We start from the raw sequence: 18,495 nt of genomic DNA, 5'->3' as shown, positions 1-18,495 counted from the left end.
GAAAGTTGGGTGTATTTCTTCATTGTGTGCTTTCCAATTGCGAGTTGAAAAAGTCCAATGATTCTACGAATACACCTAACTTTTTCAACTAACTACAAATGTGTCGCACTTGAGATTTGAATCTGCGTATTACAAAACTTACAAAATACAACATTTAACAGATTTGAAATATTTCCTTAATCTTACTGTCTTATTTGTAATCGATACTTGGCACCAATAGAGCGGTACATGTTTCAACACATGACTGAAACTTGTTTTAAGACGATGAATAAAAAGTCTTTATTGGAGCAACACATGAAAAAAACGTTATCTGCATTAGCAATTGGGGCAACAATTTTAACACCAGTCATGGCAGCTGCTGCTGATGTTAAAGTGTATGGTCGTGCACATGTATCTTTAGACTATCTTGATGATGGTGCAGATTATAACGAAGTAGGTCTTTCTTCAAACTCTTCACGCCTAGGCTTTAAAGCTGAACAAAAATTAGAAAATGGCATGACCGTTTTTGGTCAAATCGAACAAGAAATTAACTTCTCAAGTGGTGAAAAAGGCGATAAAGCTGATTTTGCGACTCGTGATACCTTCGTTGGTTTAAAAGGTAATTTTGGTCAAGTTAAAGTAGGTCGTTTTGACAGCCCATTCAAAGTGGCACGCGGTCCAGTGAATTTCTTTGGTGACCAAGTCGGTGACCTGCGTAATGTTACACGTGTAGGTGAGCAGAAGTTCGATGAGCGTAATGACAATACCATTGAATATAAATCACCAAAATTTGGCGGTGGTTTCCAAGCTGCTGCAGCGCTTTCACTACACCCAGGTACAAAAGTAGATAAAGTAGATGGCGAAGGCAAAGAAGATACCAAGGCATATGATGTTGCTTTAACGTATAAAGAAGGCCCTATAGATGTTGCAGTTGCCTACGAAAATTATGAAGAAAGTGCTGCAAACTCAAAGTTTGAACGTGATGCAATCCGTTTAGCAGGTGCATACAAGTTAACAGATGCCTTAAACGTAGGTGCATTCTTCCAAATGGCTGAAATCGACCAAGCATCTGATTTAGATTCTAAAGTTTATGGTATCGCAGCAGATTATAAACTTACACCGAAAACAACGCTCCGTGGCCAATTTTTTGAACGCGATGTAGATGCTGCTGAGAGCAATTCAACATTAGTAGCGCTAGGTGTAGAACACCGCTTAGATAAAGTGGTACGTGTTTACGCTAACTTGGCAACCGTTTTAAATGATGAAAAAGTGGCGTTAACACCTTGGCAGCAAGCTCGTTCAAATAACGTAGCAGGTGCACCAGGTGAAAATGCAACGGGTCTTTCTTTAGGCTTCCGTTACGACTTCTAAGCTTTACCCTCCTCCAAAAGCTTAAAAAGAACATGCTTCATGCATGTTCTTTTTTTTTGCGTGTTTTTATTGAAAAAATAGTAAAAAGATTGCGATACAAAGCTACAACCCCCTTCTAACAACAGGCTTACACAGTTTGACTGATTTATCCTTATATTTTAAAACCAAGCATTTCTATCAGATTAAAAAATATAAAACCACACAAATCAGAATAAAAATAATTTACATTTAAATAGATAAATATAACTGTTTTAGTCGGATTTAAAATCTGAAAATTTACAAAAAATAATAAAAAATATTTAGAATATTTTTTGTTTAATTTAATTATATTTCATTTATTTTCAATATCTTATAAATATATTCTTATTTAAACTGTATCGTCTATTTATTTTTTAGTTACAATAGATTAATAATATACAACAAGTCACAGACAGGCTTAGTCGAATGAGCTTAGTTCCCAAAAATCTAAACCAGAGAGTAGTTAGAGAAATAACTGCCATTTTAATTATCAAAGTTATTTTACTGATGATCATTAAAAACATCTGGTTTGATGCACCTACGATTCCTAAAAATTTTGACAACCAAGTCGCCGAGCGTATCGCCGGCAATCCTTCCCAAATCCAGGAGACACGTTGATGATTTCTGAAAGCGTGGTCGATCTCTCGCGGTTCCAGTTCGCCATGACCGCGATGTATCACTTTATTTTTGTTCCACTGACTTTAGGCCTGGCTTTTCTGCTTGCCATTATGGAAACCACCTATGTGATTTCCGGCAAAGAAATCTATAAAGACATGACCAAGTTCTGGGGAAAACTGTTTGGTATTAACTTTGCCTTAGGGGTAACCACAGGCCTGACCATGGAGTTCCAGTTCGGAACCAACTGGGCTTATTACTCGCATTATGTCGGTGATATTTTTGGTGCACCGCTGGCGATTGAAGGTTTGATGGCCTTCTTCCTTGAATCGACCTTTATTGGCTTGTTCTTCTTTGGCTGGGATCGCCTGTCCAAAGTGCAACATCTGGCAGTTACCTGGCTGGTAGCTTTAGGTTCGAACATGTCTGCGCTGTGGATTCTGATCGCCAATGGCTGGATGCAAAACCCGGTTGGTTCTGTATTCAACTACGAAACCATGCGTATGGAAATGGTGGACTTTGCCGCACTGATCTTTAACCCGGTTGCTCAGGTAAAATTCGTACATACAGTGTCTGCAGGTTATGTCACAGGTGCTATTTTTGTACTGGCCATTTCAAGTTATTACATGCTGAAAAAACGTGACTTGCCGTTTGCACGCCGTTCTTTTGCCATTGCAGCCATCTTCGGGCTTGCGTCTACACTTTCAGTGATTTTACTGGGTGATGAATCAGGTTATGAGCTGGGCGATGTCCAAAAAACCAAACTTGCGGCGATTGAAGCAGAATGGGATACGCATCCTGCACCAGCAGCATTCACCTTATTTGGGATTCCAAATGCAGAAACCCAAACCACTGACTATGCGATCAAGATTCCTTATGTGATGGGTCTGATTGCAACCCGCTCCACCACTGAACAAGTGACTGGAATTAAAGATCTGATTGCTCAGCACGAACAGCGGATCCGTAACGGTATGGTGGCGTATGAACAGTTAGAGCTGCTCCGTGCAGGAGATAAATCACCTGAGCTTAAAGCGGCTTTTGATGAATCACAAAAAGACCTCGGTTATGGCTTGCTGCTGAAAAAATACACACCAAATGTTGTTGATGCCTCTGATGAGCAAATCAAAGCAGCGGCTAAAGACACTATTCCACACGTACCAAGTCTGTTCTGGGCCTTCCGTGCCATGGTCGGTTCTGGCTTCTTGATGCTGCTTCTCTTTGTTCTGGCTACCTTTGCGGTTGCGAAACGCAATGCTGAAAACAAACCTTGGTTATTAAAATTTGCCTTATTTGCACTGCCTTTACCTTGGGTGGCTGCACAAACCGGCTGGTATGTAGCAGAAGTCGGTCGTCAGCCTTGGACGATTGGTGAAGTCTTACCAACTCATCTTTCAGCCTCCAGCTTAAGTACTGGCGATGTATGGGGTTCAATCCTGGCATTGGCAGCCTTCTACACGGTGTTATTGATTATCGAGATGTATCTGATGATCAAATTCTCACGCCTTGGTCCAAGTTCCCTGCATACCGGTAAATACCACTTTGAAAAGCTTGCAGCAGAAAAGGCAAATGGGGAGACTCAAGCATGATCGAATATGAATTACTCAAAATAATTTGGTGGGTGCTGGTCGGCGTATTGCTGATTGGCTTCGCCCTCACCGATGGCTTCGATATGGGCTCTATGGCGATCATGCCATTTGTGGGCAAAAATGATAACGAGCGCCGTGCTGCAATCAATACCATTGCCCCGCATTGGGATGGTAACCAGGTCTGGTTCATTACTGCCGGGGGGGCTTTATTTGCTGCCTGGCCAATGGTTTATGCAACAGCCTTCTCTGGCATGTACTGGGCATTATTACTGGTACTGTTTGCCTTATTCTTACGTCCGGTCGGCTTCGATTACCGCTCTAAACTGGAAAATACCAAATGGCGTACTTCCTGGGACTGGGGCTTGGCGATTGGTGGTGCAGTTCCGGCATTAGTCTTTGGTGTAGCGTTTGGTAATATGTTCCTCGGTGTGCCTTTTACCCTGGATGAAACCGTACGTTCTACCTACACAGGAAGTTTCTTTGCCCTGCTGAATCCATTTGCGATTGTGTGTGGTCTGGTCAGTTTATCGATGTTATGCGCACATGGTGGTGCATGGCTGATGCTGCGTACTGATGGCGACCTGCGTCAACGTTCTGCCAAAGCGACACAAATCATGGGTCTGGTCTACTTGGCGACTTTCCTTGCTGCGGGTGCATGGTTGTATTTTGGAAACATCCAGGGTTATAGCCTGGTGATGCCTTTTGACACCAATGGTGTTGCCAACCCATTAGCAAAAGAAGTACTGACCAATGCCAATCCGGGCTGGATGAACAACTATTCAACTTATCCAATTACAATGGCAGCTCCAATTGCCGGCATTCTAGGGGGATTCATCATTGTACTGGCTGCAGGTAAAAACAAGGCTGGCTTGAGCTTCCTGGGTTCTTCTCTGGCAGTCGTCGGTGCAATCTTGACTGCCGGTTTTGCCCTGTTCCCGTTCCTGATGCCATCCAGCTTAAATCCGACTGTCAGTCTGACGATGTGGGATGCGGTATCCAGTAAAAACACCTTAACTGTCATGACAGTTGCAGCTTGTATTTTTGTTCCATTGATCCTGATCTATACCACTTGGTGTTATTACAAGATGTGGGGCGTGATTACCAACAAACATATTGAAGACAATTCACACAGCCTGTATTAAGGCTGTGCACTAAGGAGACAAAATTATGTGGTATTTTGCCTGGATTCTGGGTGTACTGATGGCGTGTTTTGCCAGTGTGATTGCTGCAATTTATATGGAACAACACCAAGACCTGGATGAGGAATAAAATATGACCGAAGCTGCGCTTGAGAAAACCGTTGTAGACAAGAAACCAAACAAATTTGCGATGATGATTTCCTGCCTGCTGGCTTTTCCTCTCGCCGCAGTGTTATTGGTTCATCCCTCTGCAATGCTGGATGCCAACGGTGAATATAGCCATAGTGCCATGATGTATATCATGATTGGTATTTCTGGAGGCTTTGTACATGGTGTCGGTTTCGTACCTCGCCACTGGTTCTGGAAATGGCTATTTAGTCCATTTTTGGCTTGGCCTTTGATGATCTGGGGCTATTACACCTGGTTTTTCAGTTAAATTTTAAGACTAAAGAGGCCCTCGATTGAGGGCTTCTTTATATCGTTTATCCATTTCTGCTTTTTGTTGTATGGTTATATCACTCTGCATTTGGAAGCAATTTCCACATTGAGCATGAATATAATGAAGATACTTTTCTTTACCCGCATATCTTAACAATATTTGTAAAACCGGAACACATCCGACTTTTAGAATAATTTATCGATGGGTATGAATCGACATCACAATTCCCATACCTGCGAGCATTGAGATCACCGCCGTTCCGCCATAACTCATGAGCGGCAATGGGTCTCCAGTCACCGGTAAGATACCACTCACCATGCCCGAGTTTAAAAATACAAAGAAGAAAAAGGTCAGTCCAATAGCTCCGGCATATAAACGTCCAAAATTATGAAAACTGTTTAAGCCAATCATCAAACAACGAATAATAATCGCAGTAAATAAACTAAATAGCAGAAACACACCAATAAAACCGAATTCTTCGGCATAGGTCGACATAATAAAGTCGGTATGATGCTCGGGCAGATAACCCAAATGCGATTGTGTCCCTTCAGTATAACCTTTGCCTGTGGAACCACCTGAACCAATGGCGATTTTGGACTGAATGATATTCCAGCCTGCACCCAATGCATCCGACTCCGGATCAAACATCGTGGTGATACGTTTCTTTTGATACTCTTGTAGTACAAACATCCATAAAACCGGTGCTGCTACAGCCAGTGCTGCTGCCGCACCAACAATCAGACGCCACGACATCCCACTTAAAAACAAGACAAAAACACCCGGAACCACCAAACCAATATTCAAGTCAGGTTGGAGTGCAACCAAAACAAATGGTATAGCCAGTAAAATTAATGCACCGACAATATGTACAAATTTGGGAGGAAATGGCTTACGTGCAAAATACCAGGCCATCATCAAAGGCATGGCAAATTTCATTACCTCACTCGGTTGCATACTCCCAATACCAGGCAAAGTAATCCAACGCGTTGCACCCAGGCGTTTTTCACCAATCACAAACACCAAAAGCAGCATGAATATGCCAAAGGCATACAGGTAGGGACTGATCGCCTGATAGACTTTCGGTGGAATCTGCGCACAGATAAACAGCAGCACAAAACCAATCCCGAAACTGATCGCCTGACGAACAACCATCCCGGAATCTTCAGAGGTCGCGCTATACACCACCATCAACCCCAGGATTGCATTGAGAACCAGAAAGCACAACAACCAGGGATCAAGGTGCAACTTGGTCCACCGGGAGGAATCTTGCGGGTTAATACTACGTCCATCACGCAAAGAATGACGTAAAAACCGATACTGCTGTGAAGGTATCATTGGCCAAAAGGTGAAAAAGAATGATGGCAAAATTATAAGTGAAAGCTATAGGGAATAGATCGCTATAGCCAGATTTATTCTGCTTTTATTTAAATTTTATCGAATATATTTTTAAGCCTGAGCTTGTAAAATCAGCTTGGCCAGTTCCAGATCATCCGGATAGGTAATTTTAATATTATCGGAACGCCCTTGCACCACACTCACCTGCTCACCGATATGTTCCAGTGCGCTGGCTTCATCGGTAATGTTAGCACCATCCTGCAAAGCCTGTTCAATCGCCCGTTTTAATGTGCCCAGCTTGGCCATTTGCGGCGTTTGTGCCTGCCAGAGCATGGAGCGATCCACCGTTTCCTCAATATCAGAACCGGTGACTACACGCTTAAGTGTATCTCGTACCGGAATCGCCAGAATCGCAGCCCGATCCTGTGCAATTGCCGTATTGACCAACTGTTGAAGACAATCCAGACTGACACAAGGGCGTGCCGCATCATGCACCATGATCCAGTCATCTTCAGAGGCCATTGCAGATAAATAATTTAATGCATTCAGCACCGAATTCACTCGCTCTGCGCCGCCCAAACAAAAATGTGCTTTTTCCAGATCGGAAAATGGCAGAGTTTTTGCGACATTGTCCTGTGTACCAATCGCCAATACATAACCAGTCAAAGGCAATTGATTCAGACGTGCAACGGTATGTTCAAGAACAGTTCGTTGTTGAAGCGTCTGATATTGCTTGAGTTCTGTTTTAGAAAAACGGCTACCTGAACCTGCAGCAGGAAGAATGACCCATAATTTACGGGGTATTTGTTGGCTCAGGTGACTCATTGGTTCGCAGATCTACTTTAGAATTTGGATTAAGATAGATGGGTTTATATTGAGTACTGATCGTGCTCATTTGAATAAAAGTTTCACGTGGCTTAATCAGGCCAAGATCTAAACGCGCATGTTCTTCGATGGCTTCAATACCATTCTTTAAATCGTAGACTTCTGCCGCCAGAACGCGATTACGTTCTTTCAGCTCATCATTCAATTCCATTTGCTGCTGGATTTTCTGGGTCAGCTGCTGATGATCATGATAACCACCTTCACCAAACCAGTATAAATATTGAAACCCTGCGATCAAAATGATCGCAAGGCCCAACAGTACTTTACTCGCAGTCGAGTCGAATACATTTAACATTGACATAAGTCGCTTAGTTCAAACCTTTAAACTCAGCTTTACCGCGATATGCAGCATTAGTCAATTCTTCAATACGAAGTAACTGATTATATTTCGCTACACGGTCAGAACGGCAAAGTGAACCGGTTTTGATTTGACCTGCTGCTGTACCTACTGCAAGATCCGCAATGGTTGAATCTTCAGTTTCACCTGAACGGTGTGAAATCACAGTAGAGTAACCATTTTCTTTGGCAAGATAGATCGCATCTAAAGTTTCAGTCAAGGTACCGATCTGGTTATATTTGATCAGGATCGAGTTAGCTACTTTTTCGTTGATACCACGTTGCAGGATTTTAGGATTCGTTACGAACAGGTCATCACCTACCAACTGGATCTTGTCGCCAAGAATCGAAGTCAGGTAAGACCAGCCTTCCCAATCCGACTCATCCAAACCATCTTCAATTGAAATAATTGGGTATTGGTTTACAAGGCCAGCCAAATAGTCAGAGAACTGGTTGCTGGTGAACGCTTTGTTGCCTTCGCCCGCAAGAATGTACTGACCATTTTTGTAGAATTCTGAAGATGCACAATCCAGCGCCAGCATAATGTCAGAACCTGCTTTGTAGCCAGTTTGACCAATTGCTTCAAGAATAACCGTGATTGCTTCTTCGTTAGAACGAAGGTTTGGTGCGAAACCACCTTCATCACCCACAGCAGTGTTTAAACCTTTTTTGTTTAAAACTGATTTTAAAGAATGAAAGATTTCAGCGCCAGCGCGTAAAGCTTCAGAGAATGAAGTGAAGCCCACTGGCTCAATCATGAATTCTTGAATATCAACGTTATTGTCTGCATGTGAACCACCATTGATGATGTTCATCATTGGTACAGGCATGGTCAAAATCGAGTTGTTGCGAAGGTCTGCAATATATTGAAAAAGAGGAATTTTCTTTTCATCAGCAGCAGCGCGTGCAGCAGCCAAAGATACAGCTAAAGTTGCGTTTGCACCCAGTTTTTCTTTGTTTTCAGTACCGTCTAAAGCAATCATCGTGTTATCGATGTCTTTTTGTTCGAATACAGATTTACCAAGCAAAGCATCACGGATTAAGGTGTTTACATTATTTACCGCAGTTTTAACACCTTTACCTAAGTAACGTGCTTTATCGCCATCACGAAGTTCTAAAGCTTCACGAGAACCAGTTGAAGCACCAGATGGTGCACATGCACGGCCAACTACGCCAGATGCTAAGATTACGTCTGCTTCGATGGTAGGGTTACCACGAGAGTCCAAAATTTCACGTGCACGAATGTCAACGATTTGGCTCATGAACTATTCCTCAGTTGATTAATATGAGCTGCCTTTAGGGCAGCGCAAGAGTGATAAACTCAGTGTGTATCTAACTTTTCGAAACCTTTGACCAAGGTATCCAATTCTTTTAGCTGTGCCAAGAAAGGCTCAAGTTGAGACATGCGCAATGCACATGGGCCATCACACTTGGCTTTCTCTGGATCAGGATGTGCTTCCAGGAACAAACCTGCAAGACCGGTTGCCATACCTGCACGCGCCAATGTGGTAATCTGGGCGCGGCGTCCGCCAGCAGAATCGGCACGGCCACCTGGAGTTTGCAAGGCATGGGTGACATCAAAGAACACAGGCACATTCATTTCTTTCATGATATCGAAGCCCAGCATGTCTACAACCAGATTGTTATAGCCAAATGCTGAACCACGCTCACAAATGATCAGTTTGTCATTTCCTGCTTCCAGACACTTATGCAAAATATGACGCATTTCGTGTGGTGCAAGGAATTGTGCTTTTTTGATGTTGATGATGGCATCGGTTTTTGCCATGGCTTCCACCAGATCCGTCTGACGACTCAAGAAAGCCGGCAGCTGGATAATGTCCGCCACTTCTGCAACAGGCGCCGCCTGGTACGGCTCGTGTACATCAGTGATGATTGGTACATTAAAGTGTTTTTTAATGTCAGCTAACCACTCGAGACCTTTGTCGAGGCCTGGGCCACGGAACGAGTTCAAGCTTGAACGGTTGGCTTTATCAAAGCTGGCCTTGAACACATAGGGAATACCCAAACGTGTACAAATATCGACATAAGTCTCAGCGATCTCAAAAGCCAAGTCTTTAGATTCAAGTACATTCATTCCGCCGAATAATACAAATGGCAAATGATTTGCCATTTGTATATCGCCCAAACGTACAATTTCTTGTGGTTTTAATTGCGACATTTAAACTTCCTAGTTGTGTCCTACACACCGATTATTGAGTTTTTTGGTACTGCTTTTTCGCAGCATCAATGAAACCGGCAAATAATGGATGACCTTCACGTGGTGAGCTGGTAAATTCCGGGTGGAATTGTACCGCAATAAACCAAGGATGTTGAGGAATTTCAACTGTTTCTACCAGATGCTGTACCGGTGAATAACCAGAAATCTTCATGCCTTTTTCTTCAAGCAATGGGATATAACGGTTGTTCATTTCGTAACGGTGACGGTGACGCTCAATGATTTCTTCAGAACCATAGATTTCAGCTGTTTTTGTGCCTGCAACCAGTTCAGATTTTTGAGCCCCTAGACGCATGGTGCCACCCAAATCAGAGTCAGCAGAACGTTGCTGAACTTCACCGCGCTCATCTAACCATTCAGTGATCAAGCCAATCAATGGAGATTTGGTCGAACGGTTAAATTCAGTCGACGTTGCATCGCTAATGCCCACAACATTACGTGCATATTCGATTACAGCCAACTGCATACCTAAGCAAATACCAAGGAAAGGTACACCGTTTTCACGTGCGAATTGAATCGCCTGCATTTTGCCTTCAGTACCACGTTCACCAAAACCACCTGGAACCAGAATCGCATCGGCATCTTTCAATACTTCGTTCACGTCCTGGCTTTCAAGTTCTTCTGCATTGACATAGTCAATTTGGACTTTAACGCGGTTTTTCACCCCGGCATGTAAAAGTGCTTCGTTCACAGATTTATACGCATCTGGAAGTTCTACATATTTACCGACCATCGCTACACGAACGGTGTATTCTGGGTTCAATAATGCTTCTACCACGTTATCCCAATCGGTTAAATCCGCTTCAGGAAGGTCGTTATAACCAAAACGTTCGCAGATTAAATCATCAACATTCTGTTCGTAGAAAGTACGTGGAATCTGATAGATCGAACGTGCATCTTTACATACCACAACGGCACGTGCTTCAACGTTGGTAAATAATGCAATTTTACGGATAGTATCTGCATCTACATCGTACTCGGTACGGCAGATGAGAATGTCTGGCTGAATACCAATCGACAGAAGTTCTTTAACAGAGTGCTGTGTTGGTTTGGTTTTTAATTCTGCTGCAGACTTAATGTATGGGAGTAACGTTAAGTGCATTAACATGGTACGTTTATGACCAAGTTCAACCATTAGCTGACGTACAGATTCCATGAATGGGAGAGATTCAATGTCACCTACTGTACCGCCGATCTCTACAATCGCAACATCATAGCCTTCGCCTGCACGCAGGACACGCTCTTTGATATTGTCAGTAATGTGTGGAATAACTTGCACAGTACCACCCAGATAGTCACCACGGCGTTCTTTGTTCAGAACATCTTGGTAAACACGACCTGATGTGAAGTTATTCAGTTTGGTCATTTTCGCACGACGCAAGAAACGTTCGTAGTAACCCAAATCTAAGTCTGTTTCAGCACCGTCTTCTGTAACAAAAACTTCACCATGTTGGAATGGGCTCATCGTCCCTGGATCGACATTAATGTATGGATCCATTTTTACCATGGTCACTTTTAAACCACGAGCTTCTAAAAGTGCAGCAACAGAAGCAGCTGAAATACCTTTACCTAGTGATGAAACTACACCACCAGTAACGAAAATAAAATGGGTCATTGGGTTTCTCGTACAATCGAGCCTAAATCGGCCTGCAATGTTGCGCAATTTTACTTTACCTTGTACCTAGAAAGCAAAGTCAATCCGCATCAATTCAAAGAACAATAAACAATTGACTATTCTAACAGCAATTCCAATAAAAAATTACTGTAAGTTCATATGATTTCTATCTTGTAATTTGCTGCTATAATAGTGTAATCCCCTCCACACTTTTCTGTTTGATGCAATGATGATGAAGAAATTTTTACTCTGTACCGTAATCCTGACTGGCCTGAGCTTGACTGCGTGTGTAAAAAAAGAAGCACCTAAAGAAGAAGAACAAGTTGAGGTTAATCCAGCACCTGAAGTTGTAACGCCTGAACCAGCACAATTTGAACCGCTTGAGCCGGTAGAAGAAGCGGTAATTGAAGAAGTTCCAGAGACAACTGTGGAAATTCAACGTGAACAGACAGCTAACACGACGACTGAAATTCGTCGTGAAGTGAAGAAGCCTGAACCTGTTGAAGCTACACCAGCTCCAACAAGAACGCCGTCAGAAAACAATCCAGCTCCAGAGCCTTCAAAACCTGCAGCAACGCCTAAATCAAACTCTGATTCAAACAAATCTGAAGAAGACGCTGTGGCTGATGCCATTGCAGCAGCGATGCCAGCGCTTGATTAATCAAGAGAATTCATCAAAAAAACCCAGCTTTTGCTGGGTTTTTTTATTACTCTTTTTTAAGCAGATGTCGGTGCAGAATTACGAGACAAGTGCATCAAATAGTCTGCCATTAATCGCGTAGCCCACGATTCTGTTTGCATCAGACCTTGATAAAATCCGCAATGACTGCCTTTTTTGGTGGTAATCACCATGATATTCGACATTGCCCGAATTTTTTCTTTATAAGGTTCCAGATTCTGGATATGACACACCGGATCATCTTCCGCATTTAAAATCATTAATGGAACTTTAATGTTTTCAAATACATAAATTGGATTCGTGGCCTTACTATAACTCTCATAGTCTGAAAAACCGGCCAGTTGATAATAACGCTGTTCAAACTCCGATAAGTCTTTTACCTCCAGCAATTGCTTCCAGGAAGGATAAATTTGCCAGGTTTCCTGATAAGGATGAATAAAGCGTTTGATTAGTTTTTTGGCCATGACTTTGCTATAAAACGGATGTACATGGGCAAATCCGGTTTCGGTGTTATAGCCTGGACATAAGGCAAAAGCCGCTTTTAACGGTGTTTGTGATCCCTCTTCTCCGAGATAACGCACCAGCAAGCCTGTACCCGCAGAAGATCCGACCCCATACAGCTCAGACTGAGGAAATCTATCCTGTATATACAGCAGTTGTTCACGTAGATCTTGGGTCGAGCCGAACAGGTTCATTTTAGCTACAGGCATGGGCAGGTCTGCATGCCCACGGCGCAAACACAAGGCCACTCGCCAACCGGTATGTTTATGCAGATCCTGTACCAGTTCACGCATCGACTCTGGAGAGCCGGTGATGGTATGTAACAAGACAATGGTCGGTGTATTTGCTGGTAAATCCAGCCCATACCAGGCAATACCGGTAATCCCGCCATCCGACATTTTTAGCTGTTCAAGTACATCATATTTAAGTTTAATCGTATGTTTTTTAATAAGATCCAAATATAGAATATGTGCGTGTGCATTGGCTAACCACGGCGTAGGACGATATTTTTGTTGCAGCTGCGGTAAGCGTTCAATGAGTCCTGAAAAAACACCATTTGGATGGTAATACAGGGTCGGTTCATCTGCGCCACTGAAGCGATCCAGATATTCGCTGGACAGCTGACCCAATTTTTTAAGCAACATTTTCATCTGTCATCCTCTCTAGTTCGACTAGCTGTGATTTACAAACTTCATGCCGACTTGAATCAATAATTCGAATTAAGTTTTAACTTGGAATGACTGCATCCGTTGGCCCATTTGTACCGCTAAGGCTTCAAGTCCAGACTTAGGCCGGATCATCACTTCAAAATCAATGATCTGACCTTCTTCATTAAACTGAATCATGTCAACTCCCTTGAGTTTTTTATCGCTTACCTGAGCAGAAAACTCAAGTACGACATTGTTACCATCTTCACTTATAAATTCACGGTGATAAGTGAAGTTTTCAAAGACTTGGATCACATTGCTCAGAATAAAAAAGACCACCTGTTTGCCAGGATAAGGATGAAAAGCCACAGGTGAGCGAAATACAACATCCTCAGCAAGTAACTCATTCAAGATAGACATATCGCGGGTTGCTAACATCTCATGCCAACGATCAATGGATTTTTTTGTAGTTTCGATGCTCATTTGAGGTTCCTTTTTTGTTTTGATATTTTAAATACAGAGCGCTCCCCCTTTATTAAAGGTAAGAACTACTGCTTCACAAGAGAGATTCTTTCTTATAAATCCTCTCCTTTAATAAAGAAGAGGAAAAAAAGCAGGTTTTAATATTTTTAGATCACCGCTGCCAATTCAGCCCCCTGACGAATGGCACGTTTAGCATCTAACTCACCCGCTTCTTTGGCGCCACCAATCAGGTGTACACTTTTACCAGCAGATTTTAACTCATCAAACATGGCGGTATAAGATTCCTGACCAGCACAAATAATGACATTATCCACTTCCAACACCATTTGCTTATCATTGACGGTGATATGCAAGCCCTGATCATCAATCCTGTCATAGCTGGCACCCGCAATCATTTTCACGTCACGATGTTTAAGCCCTGTGCGGTGAATCCAGCCCGTGGTTTTACCCAGACTAGAACCCACAGAAGCAGCTTTTCGTTGCAATAAGTAAATTTCACGGGATGATTTTTCCAGAACTGGAGTTTTTAAACCACCGACCTGATCATATTTGGTATCGATGCCCCATTCATCATAGAATTTTTCTGGATTGATACTGCCACTTTCCCCTTCATGGCTCAGAAGTTCCGCGGTATCAAAACCAATACCTCCCGCACCAATAATCGCCACACGCTGTCCCACAGCTTTACGCTCTTTTAACACCTCGAGATAAGATAAGACTTTTGGATGATCAATCCCCGGAATATCCAGTTGACGCGGGGTTACCCCTGTTGCCACGACAATCTCATCAAATGCTGACGCTTCAAGTTCTGCAAAACTGGCAGTATGATTTAACTTTAACTTGATGCGTGGCTGCAACTCGATTTGACGTTTAAAGTAGCGCAAGGTTTCATAAAATTCTTCCTTGCCCGGAATGGTTTTGGCAATATTAAATTGTCCCCCAATCTGTGCAGCCGCATCAAATACCGTGACCTGATGACCACGATTCGCTGCATAGACTGCAAAACTTAAACCGGCAGGACCTGCCCCAATCACGGCAATATTTTTCGCTTCGCCAACGTCTTTGAAGATGAGTTCGGTTTCATAACAGGCCCGTGGATTGACCAGACAGGTGGCAATTTTCATCGAGAAAATATGATCCAGACAGGCCTGATTACAACCGATACACGTATTGATCTCATCGCTACGACCCTGTTCAGCTTTAAGCACAAACTCAGAGTCAGCCAGCATTGGACGCGCCATGGAAATCATATCGGCATCACCAGAAGCCAGTACATACTCAGCCATCTCAGGTGTATTGATGCGGTTAGAAGTAATGAGAGGAACTTTTACCAGACCTTTGAGCTTGCGGGTAACCCAGGTAAAGGCTGCACGAGGAACCTTGGTGGCAATTGTCGGAATACGTGCTTCATGCCAGCCGATGCCGGTATTGATAATCGTGGCACCGGCTTTTTCAATGGCTTTAGCCAGTTGTACCACTTCATCTAAAGTTGAGCCACCTTCCACCAGATCCAGCATAGACAGACGATAGATAATAATAAAGTTTTCACCGACCATTTCACGGGTACGGCGCACGATCTCGATCGGGAAACGAATGCGGTTTTCATAGCTGCCGCCCCATTCATCATCACGATGATTGGTTCGCGCTGCAATAAACTCGTTAATCAAATAACCTTCCGACCCCATAATTTCTACGCCATCATAACCGGCATACTGTGCCAGCTTGGCACAATTGGCGAAGTCATCAATAGTTTGCTGAACCTCAGCTGAACTCAAGGCATGCGGCTTGACCGGGTTAATGGGTGCCTGAATCGGAGAGGGTGCAACATTTTCTGCCTGATAGGAATAACGGCCCGTGTGCAAAATTTGCAGGGCAATTTTCCCGCCTGCATCATGCACCGCTTGGGTAATCACTTTATGCTTTTCAGCTTCTTCGACACTGTCAAGCTTGGAGCCGCCCTGAAACGTCACCCCATGATCATTGGGTGAAATACCACCCGTCACGATTAAGGCTACGCCACCTTTGGCACGCTCTGCATAAAAAGCTGCCATCCGCTCATATCCGCCGGGTGCTTCTTCAAGCCCCACGTGCATTGACCCCATCAGCACCCGGTTTTTGAGTGTGGTAAACCCTAAATCAAGCGGGGCAAGTAAATTCGGATATTTAGACATTTCAACTCCTTAGCGTGCTGATGTGCTGGCTATTTTTATTCAGCTGATCAGATATTGCATTTATCGATCAGAATTATGCAACTTGTTGCACTAATATATAAATCAGAATTGATTTTTATGCAACATGTTGCATAATAATCCCGAGTCATTTTTTTGAGACGTTTATGTCTTTATCGCATGTGCTACTGACCAGCCTGATTGAAAAACCCAGTACCGGAATAGAACTGGCGCGGCGCTTTGACCGCTCAATGGGATTCTTCTGGAATGCGACCCACCAGCAAATCTATCGAGAGCTAAATGCCATGTCAAAACAGGGCTGGATTTCAACACTCGAAGAAGAAGATGCACATTCACGTAAAAAAACCTATCAGGTTGAACTGCCCGGTCGTGAAGAATTGGCTCACTGGATGATACAGCAAAGTCCACCGGCACAGTTGCGCGAAGAATTGATGGTACGCTTACGTGCCGAAGCGCAGCTTGGTGGCAACAACACATTAGCGGAACTGGAACGGCATTTAGTCCTGCACAAAGAAAAACTCAACACCTATCAGCAAATTTTTGCCAAAGACTTTGCCCAAGCTGATGAAAATGATCGCACCCTGTATATTCATAAAATGATTTTACAACTCGGCATTGATCAAGAACTTGGCTGGATTCACTGGCTGGAAACCGTTATTCCGCGACTCAAACAGTTTAAATAAACGATCGGGATAAAAATAAGGAGAATATTCATGCCCTTTTATCGCATGCCAGACGGCGAACAGCTGTTTGTACGTGAATACGGTCAGGGTCAACCGGTTTTAGTGTTGTCTGGTCTGGGCATGTTGAGCTGGCAATGGGCGGCCTTTTTATATCCGCATAAAAACAGGTTTCGTTTTATTATTCCAGAATGGCGTGGTTTCGGTGCATCCAAAGACTGTAAAATTCCAGCAAATCTGGATGCAATTAACTGTCATTGGCAGGATGTGTGCTCAGTGGTAGATCAGCTCAAGTTCGATCGAGTCATAGTCATTGCCTACTCTATGGGGGCAACCACACTTATGCATGGTCTGCACTCTGATCATTTCGCTAAACGGATCACGGCTTATTTGCATATTGATCAGACACCCAAAATACCGGTAGATGATACTTGGGCTTTTGGTCTGTTTGGACCAAAACATGACGAATTTAGGGGGATTTTGCAGCAACTGTCTGTTCTCCTCGCTGCACATCCGCAAATTCAATTTATTCGCGATCTAGATCAAACAGTACGCCAACAGATTGGCGCATTATGGCTGCGCTTTATCCAGCTGCAAAACAGTCATCCCTATAGTCTTAAAGCATTTGAGTTTTTACTGCATCAACCTCGCTTTCAAAGTTTATTACTGCCATCCAGCCGTGTGGACTACATGGCCTGGTATATCAACAATTATCTGTATCATCGAGAAGATTACCGTGAAGCATTAACCAAACTTCAATGTCCGGTGACTTTCTTTAGCGGCGCGCAATCCCGGCTCTATCCTTTTGAAGGACAGCGCCTGATTGCAGAAAGCCTGCCTCAAGCCAAACAGGTGATTTTTAAAAAATCCGGTCATACGCCCTTGCTGACTGAACCGCTAAAATTTTCCAGAGAACTCGGTGTCTTCTTGAAAGAGAATTCACAATCGAGTACTTCAGCAGTTTAAATATTCAGGAGAAAAATAATGAAAAAACTGGTGGTCTTTTCAGGTGCGGGTATGAGCGCAGAAAGTGGCATCAATACCTTCCGTGACAGCGATGGTCTTTGGGAACAGTATCGGATTGAAGATGTCGCCACTCCGCAGGCCTGGGCCAGAGATCCGCAACTGGTGCAGTGCTTTTACAATGCACGCCGAAAAAATATTCTGGAGGCAGAGCCAAATACTGCACATCTCCAGATTGCGCAACTGCAACAAGATTATGATGTGCATGTCATTACCCAGAATATCGATGATCTGCATGAACGTGCCGGCAGCAGCAAAGTGATTCATCTTCATGGCAATATCCGACTGGCTAAAACCTCAGGTCCAGATGCACAAAGTACGACCCAATTCTATCCGGTTGAAGAAACTGAATTAGATTTAAACAAGCACTTTTGCACAGCAGGTTATCCACTGCGTCCACACGTGGTCTGGTTTGGCGAAGCCGTTCCTGCCTACGCAGAAGCCCAAAGTTGTGTACAAGATGCCGATATTTTTGTGGTGATTGGCACCAGTCTGCAAGTTTATCCAGTGGCGGGATTGATTCATGACATTCCGGCATCTTGCCAGGCCTATTATATTGACCCCAAAGCAGACCAACAACAATTGCCGGTACAATTTCACAAGATCACCCAAACGGCCACTCACGGTATGCAACAGTTGATCCAGCTCCTAGAAAAATAATTTCATCACAAGACATATGCTGTGTCATGTTCAATGATGATTATTCAGGTATTTAGAAAACGTAGCGACACTTAATCAT

General features: G+C 43.4%; 19 protein-coding genes. 10 read left to right on the top strand and 9 right to left on the bottom strand.

What is annotated here, in order from left to right:
* Positions 1 to 294: 294 nt before the first annotated feature.
* The 6 genes from FTV30_RS05405 to FTV30_RS05380 all read left to right on the top strand — a co-directional run bounded on the left by FTV30_RS05405 (position 295) and on the right by FTV30_RS05380 (position 5,144).
* The gene (locus FTV30_RS05405; protein WP_180001154.1) at positions 295 to 1,350 is read left to right on the top strand and encodes a porin; all 1,056 of its coding nucleotides are present in this window, start codon (positions 295 to 297) and stop codon (positions 1,348 to 1,350) included.
* A 444-nt stretch (positions 1,351 to 1,794) separates the two neighbouring features.
* Positions 1,795 to 1,986, top strand: a complete 192-nt coding sequence (gene cydP / locus FTV30_RS05400) for a cytochrome oxidase putative small subunit CydP (protein ID WP_004645265.1) — start codon at positions 1,795 to 1,797, stop codon at positions 1,984 to 1,986.
* Positions 1,986 to 3,569 carry a cytochrome ubiquinol oxidase subunit I gene (locus FTV30_RS05395; RefSeq protein ID WP_074383198.1) on the top strand — a complete coding sequence of 528 codons (1,584 nt, stop codon included), beginning with the start codon at positions 1,986 to 1,988 and terminating at the stop codon, positions 3,567 to 3,569. Before cydP ends, FTV30_RS05395 begins: the two co-directional genes overlap by 1 nt.
* A complete protein-coding gene (gene cydB, locus FTV30_RS05390) occupies positions 3,566 to 4,711 on the top strand; it encodes a cytochrome d ubiquinol oxidase subunit II (RefSeq protein ID WP_100329576.1) in 1,146 nt (381 codons plus the stop codon). Before FTV30_RS05395 ends, cydB begins: the two co-directional genes overlap by 4 nt.
* A gap of 25 nt (positions 4,712 to 4,736) precedes the next feature.
* Positions 4,737 to 4,838, top strand: coding sequence for a cytochrome bd-I oxidase subunit CydX (cydX, locus tag FTV30_RS05385; protein WP_004278713.1), 102 nt, complete (start codon positions 4,737 to 4,739; stop codon positions 4,836 to 4,838).
* Between the two features lie 3 nt (positions 4,839 to 4,841).
* Positions 4,842 to 5,144 carry a cyd operon YbgE family protein gene (locus tag FTV30_RS05380; RefSeq protein WP_005170606.1) on the top strand — a complete coding sequence of 101 codons (303 nt, stop codon included), beginning with the start codon at positions 4,842 to 4,844 and terminating at the stop codon, positions 5,142 to 5,144.
* 198 nt (positions 5,145 to 5,342) lie between these two features.
* On the opposite strand, the gene rodA is transcribed toward FTV30_RS05380, so the two are convergent.
* From rodA to FTV30_RS05350, 6 genes are all read right to left on the bottom strand, one after another.
* Positions 5,343 to 6,482: a rod shape-determining protein RodA gene (gene rodA, locus FTV30_RS05375; protein WP_074383200.1), complete on the bottom strand. Its 1,140-nt coding sequence runs from the start codon at positions 6,480 to 6,482 to the stop codon at positions 5,343 to 5,345.
* A 111-nt stretch (positions 6,483 to 6,593) separates the two neighbouring features.
* Entirely contained in the window at positions 6,594 to 7,307 is a 714-nt protein-coding gene (gene ispD / locus FTV30_RS05370; RefSeq protein WP_005097091.1) for a 2-C-methyl-D-erythritol 4-phosphate cytidylyltransferase, read from the bottom strand.
* Complete coding sequence (locus FTV30_RS05365) at positions 7,276 to 7,668, bottom strand: septum formation initiator family protein (protein ID WP_005097092.1); 393 nt, start codon at positions 7,666 to 7,668, stop codon at positions 7,276 to 7,278. Before FTV30_RS05365 ends, ispD begins: the two co-directional genes overlap by 32 nt.
* A 7-nt stretch (positions 7,669 to 7,675) precedes the next feature.
* A complete protein-coding gene (eno, locus tag FTV30_RS05360; RefSeq protein ID WP_100329577.1) occupies positions 7,676 to 8,965 on the bottom strand; it encodes a phosphopyruvate hydratase in 1,290 nt (429 codons plus the stop codon).
* Between the two features lie 59 nt (positions 8,966 to 9,024).
* Positions 9,025 to 9,882: a 3-deoxy-8-phosphooctulonate synthase gene (gene kdsA, locus FTV30_RS05355; protein WP_005106657.1), complete on the bottom strand. Its 858-nt coding sequence runs from the start codon at positions 9,880 to 9,882 to the stop codon at positions 9,025 to 9,027.
* Positions 9,883 to 9,913: 31 nt separating this feature from the next.
* Positions 9,914 to 11,554 (bottom strand): CTP synthase, encoded by a 1,641-nt coding sequence (locus FTV30_RS05350; RefSeq protein WP_005097095.1) that lies wholly within the window; start codon positions 11,552 to 11,554, stop codon positions 9,914 to 9,916.
* Between the two features lie 226 nt (positions 11,555 to 11,780).
* Between FTV30_RS05350 and FTV30_RS05345 the strand changes: the two genes are divergently transcribed.
* Entirely contained in the window at positions 11,781 to 12,215 is a 435-nt protein-coding gene (locus FTV30_RS05345; protein ID WP_005097096.1) for a hypothetical protein, read from the top strand.
* Between the two features lie 56 nt (positions 12,216 to 12,271).
* Here the strand turns inward: FTV30_RS05345 and FTV30_RS05340 are convergent, their stop codons facing one another.
* The 3 genes from FTV30_RS05340 to FTV30_RS05330 form a co-directional block, all read right to left on the bottom strand.
* Positions 12,272 to 13,384, bottom strand: a complete 1,113-nt coding sequence (locus FTV30_RS05340; protein WP_005097097.1) for a YheT family hydrolase — start codon at positions 13,382 to 13,384, stop codon at positions 12,272 to 12,274.
* Between the two features lie 69 nt (positions 13,385 to 13,453).
* On the bottom strand, positions 13,454 to 13,864 hold the full coding sequence (locus tag FTV30_RS05335; RefSeq protein ID WP_005097098.1) for a nuclear transport factor 2 family protein: 411 nt from the start codon (positions 13,862 to 13,864) through the stop codon (positions 13,454 to 13,456).
* Positions 13,865 to 14,010: 146 nt separating this feature from the next.
* Positions 14,011 to 16,035, bottom strand: coding sequence for an NADPH-dependent 2,4-dienoyl-CoA reductase (locus FTV30_RS05330; RefSeq protein WP_005097099.1), 2,025 nt, complete (start codon positions 16,033 to 16,035; stop codon positions 14,011 to 14,013).
* Positions 16,036 to 16,199: 164 nt separating this feature from the next.
* On the opposite strand from FTV30_RS05330, the gene FTV30_RS05325 reads away from it, so the two are divergent.
* From FTV30_RS05325 to FTV30_RS05315, 3 genes are read left to right on the top strand one after another with little or no spacing between them, the layout of a single operon-like run.
* Positions 16,200 to 16,736, top strand: coding sequence for a PadR family transcriptional regulator (locus FTV30_RS05325; protein ID WP_100329579.1), 537 nt, complete (start codon positions 16,200 to 16,202; stop codon positions 16,734 to 16,736).
* A gap of 30 nt (positions 16,737 to 16,766) precedes the next feature.
* Positions 16,767 to 17,699, top strand: coding sequence for an alpha/beta fold hydrolase (locus FTV30_RS05320; RefSeq protein WP_180001153.1), 933 nt, complete (start codon positions 16,767 to 16,769; stop codon positions 17,697 to 17,699).
* An 18-nt stretch (positions 17,700 to 17,717) separates the two neighbouring features.
* Positions 17,718 to 18,416, top strand: a complete 699-nt coding sequence (locus FTV30_RS05315) for an NAD-dependent deacylase (RefSeq protein WP_074383202.1) — start codon at positions 17,718 to 17,720, stop codon at positions 18,414 to 18,416.
* Positions 18,417 to 18,495: the final 79 nt, after the last annotated feature.

The organism is Acinetobacter sp. YH12255 (assembly GCF_013417355.1).
Taxonomy (GTDB): domain Bacteria; phylum Pseudomonadota; class Gammaproteobacteria; order Pseudomonadales; family Moraxellaceae; genus Acinetobacter; species Acinetobacter pseudolwoffii.
The sequence above is the reverse complement of the archived record's forward strand: the minus strand, read 5'-3'. Positions and strand labels throughout refer to the sequence as shown.

Bases quoted from the DNA above. Each gene is read 5' to 3' on its own strand.
- cydB (WP_100329576.1), top strand. From the start codon at position 3,566: ATGATCGAATATGAATTACTCAAAATAATTTGGTGGGTGCTGGTCGGC.
- kdsA (WP_005106657.1), bottom strand. From the start codon at position 9,882: ATGTCGCAATTAAAACCACAAGAAATTGTACGTTTGGGCGATATACAA.
- FTV30_RS05365 (WP_005097092.1), bottom strand. From the start codon at position 7,668: ATGTCAATGTTAAATGTATTCGACTCGACTGCGAGTAAAGTACTGTTG.
- FTV30_RS05330 (WP_005097099.1), bottom strand. From the start codon at position 16,035: ATGTCTAAATATCCGAATTTACTTGCCCCGCTTGATTTAGGGTTTACC.
- FTV30_RS05320 (WP_180001153.1), top strand. From the start codon at position 16,767: ATGCCCTTTTATCGCATGCCAGACGGCGAACAGCTGTTTGTACGTGAA.
- rodA (WP_074383200.1), bottom strand. From the start codon at position 6,482: ATGATACCTTCACAGCAGTATCGGTTTTTACGTCATTCTTTGCGTGAT.
- eno (WP_100329577.1), bottom strand. From the start codon at position 8,965: ATGAGCCAAATCGTTGACATTCGTGCACGTGAAATTTTGGACTCTCGT.
- FTV30_RS05405 (WP_180001154.1), top strand. From the start codon at position 295: ATGAAAAAAACGTTATCTGCATTAGCAATTGGGGCAACAATTTTAACA.
- FTV30_RS05325 (WP_100329579.1), top strand. From the start codon at position 16,200: ATGTCTTTATCGCATGTGCTACTGACCAGCCTGATTGAAAAACCCAGT.
- FTV30_RS05345 (WP_005097096.1), top strand. From the start codon at position 11,781: ATGATGATGAAGAAATTTTTACTCTGTACCGTAATCCTGACTGGCCTG.
- ispD (WP_005097091.1), bottom strand. From the start codon at position 7,307: ATGAGTCACCTGAGCCAACAAATACCCCGTAAATTATGGGTCATTCTT.
- FTV30_RS05350 (WP_005097095.1), bottom strand. From the start codon at position 11,554: ATGACCCATTTTATTTTCGTTACTGGTGGTGTAGTTTCATCACTAGGT.
- FTV30_RS05315 (WP_074383202.1), top strand. From the start codon at position 17,718: ATGAAAAAACTGGTGGTCTTTTCAGGTGCGGGTATGAGCGCAGAAAGT.
- FTV30_RS05395 (WP_074383198.1), top strand. From the start codon at position 1,986: ATGATTTCTGAAAGCGTGGTCGATCTCTCGCGGTTCCAGTTCGCCATG.
- FTV30_RS05335 (WP_005097098.1), bottom strand. From the start codon at position 13,864: ATGAGCATCGAAACTACAAAAAAATCCATTGATCGTTGGCATGAGATG.
- cydX (WP_004278713.1), top strand. From the start codon at position 4,737: ATGTGGTATTTTGCCTGGATTCTGGGTGTACTGATGGCGTGTTTTGCC.
- cydP (WP_004645265.1), top strand. From the start codon at position 1,795: ATGAGCTTAGTTCCCAAAAATCTAAACCAGAGAGTAGTTAGAGAAATA.
- FTV30_RS05380 (WP_005170606.1), top strand. From the start codon at position 4,842: ATGACCGAAGCTGCGCTTGAGAAAACCGTTGTAGACAAGAAACCAAAC.
- FTV30_RS05340 (WP_005097097.1), bottom strand. From the start codon at position 13,384: ATGAAAATGTTGCTTAAAAAATTGGGTCAGCTGTCCAGCGAATATCTG.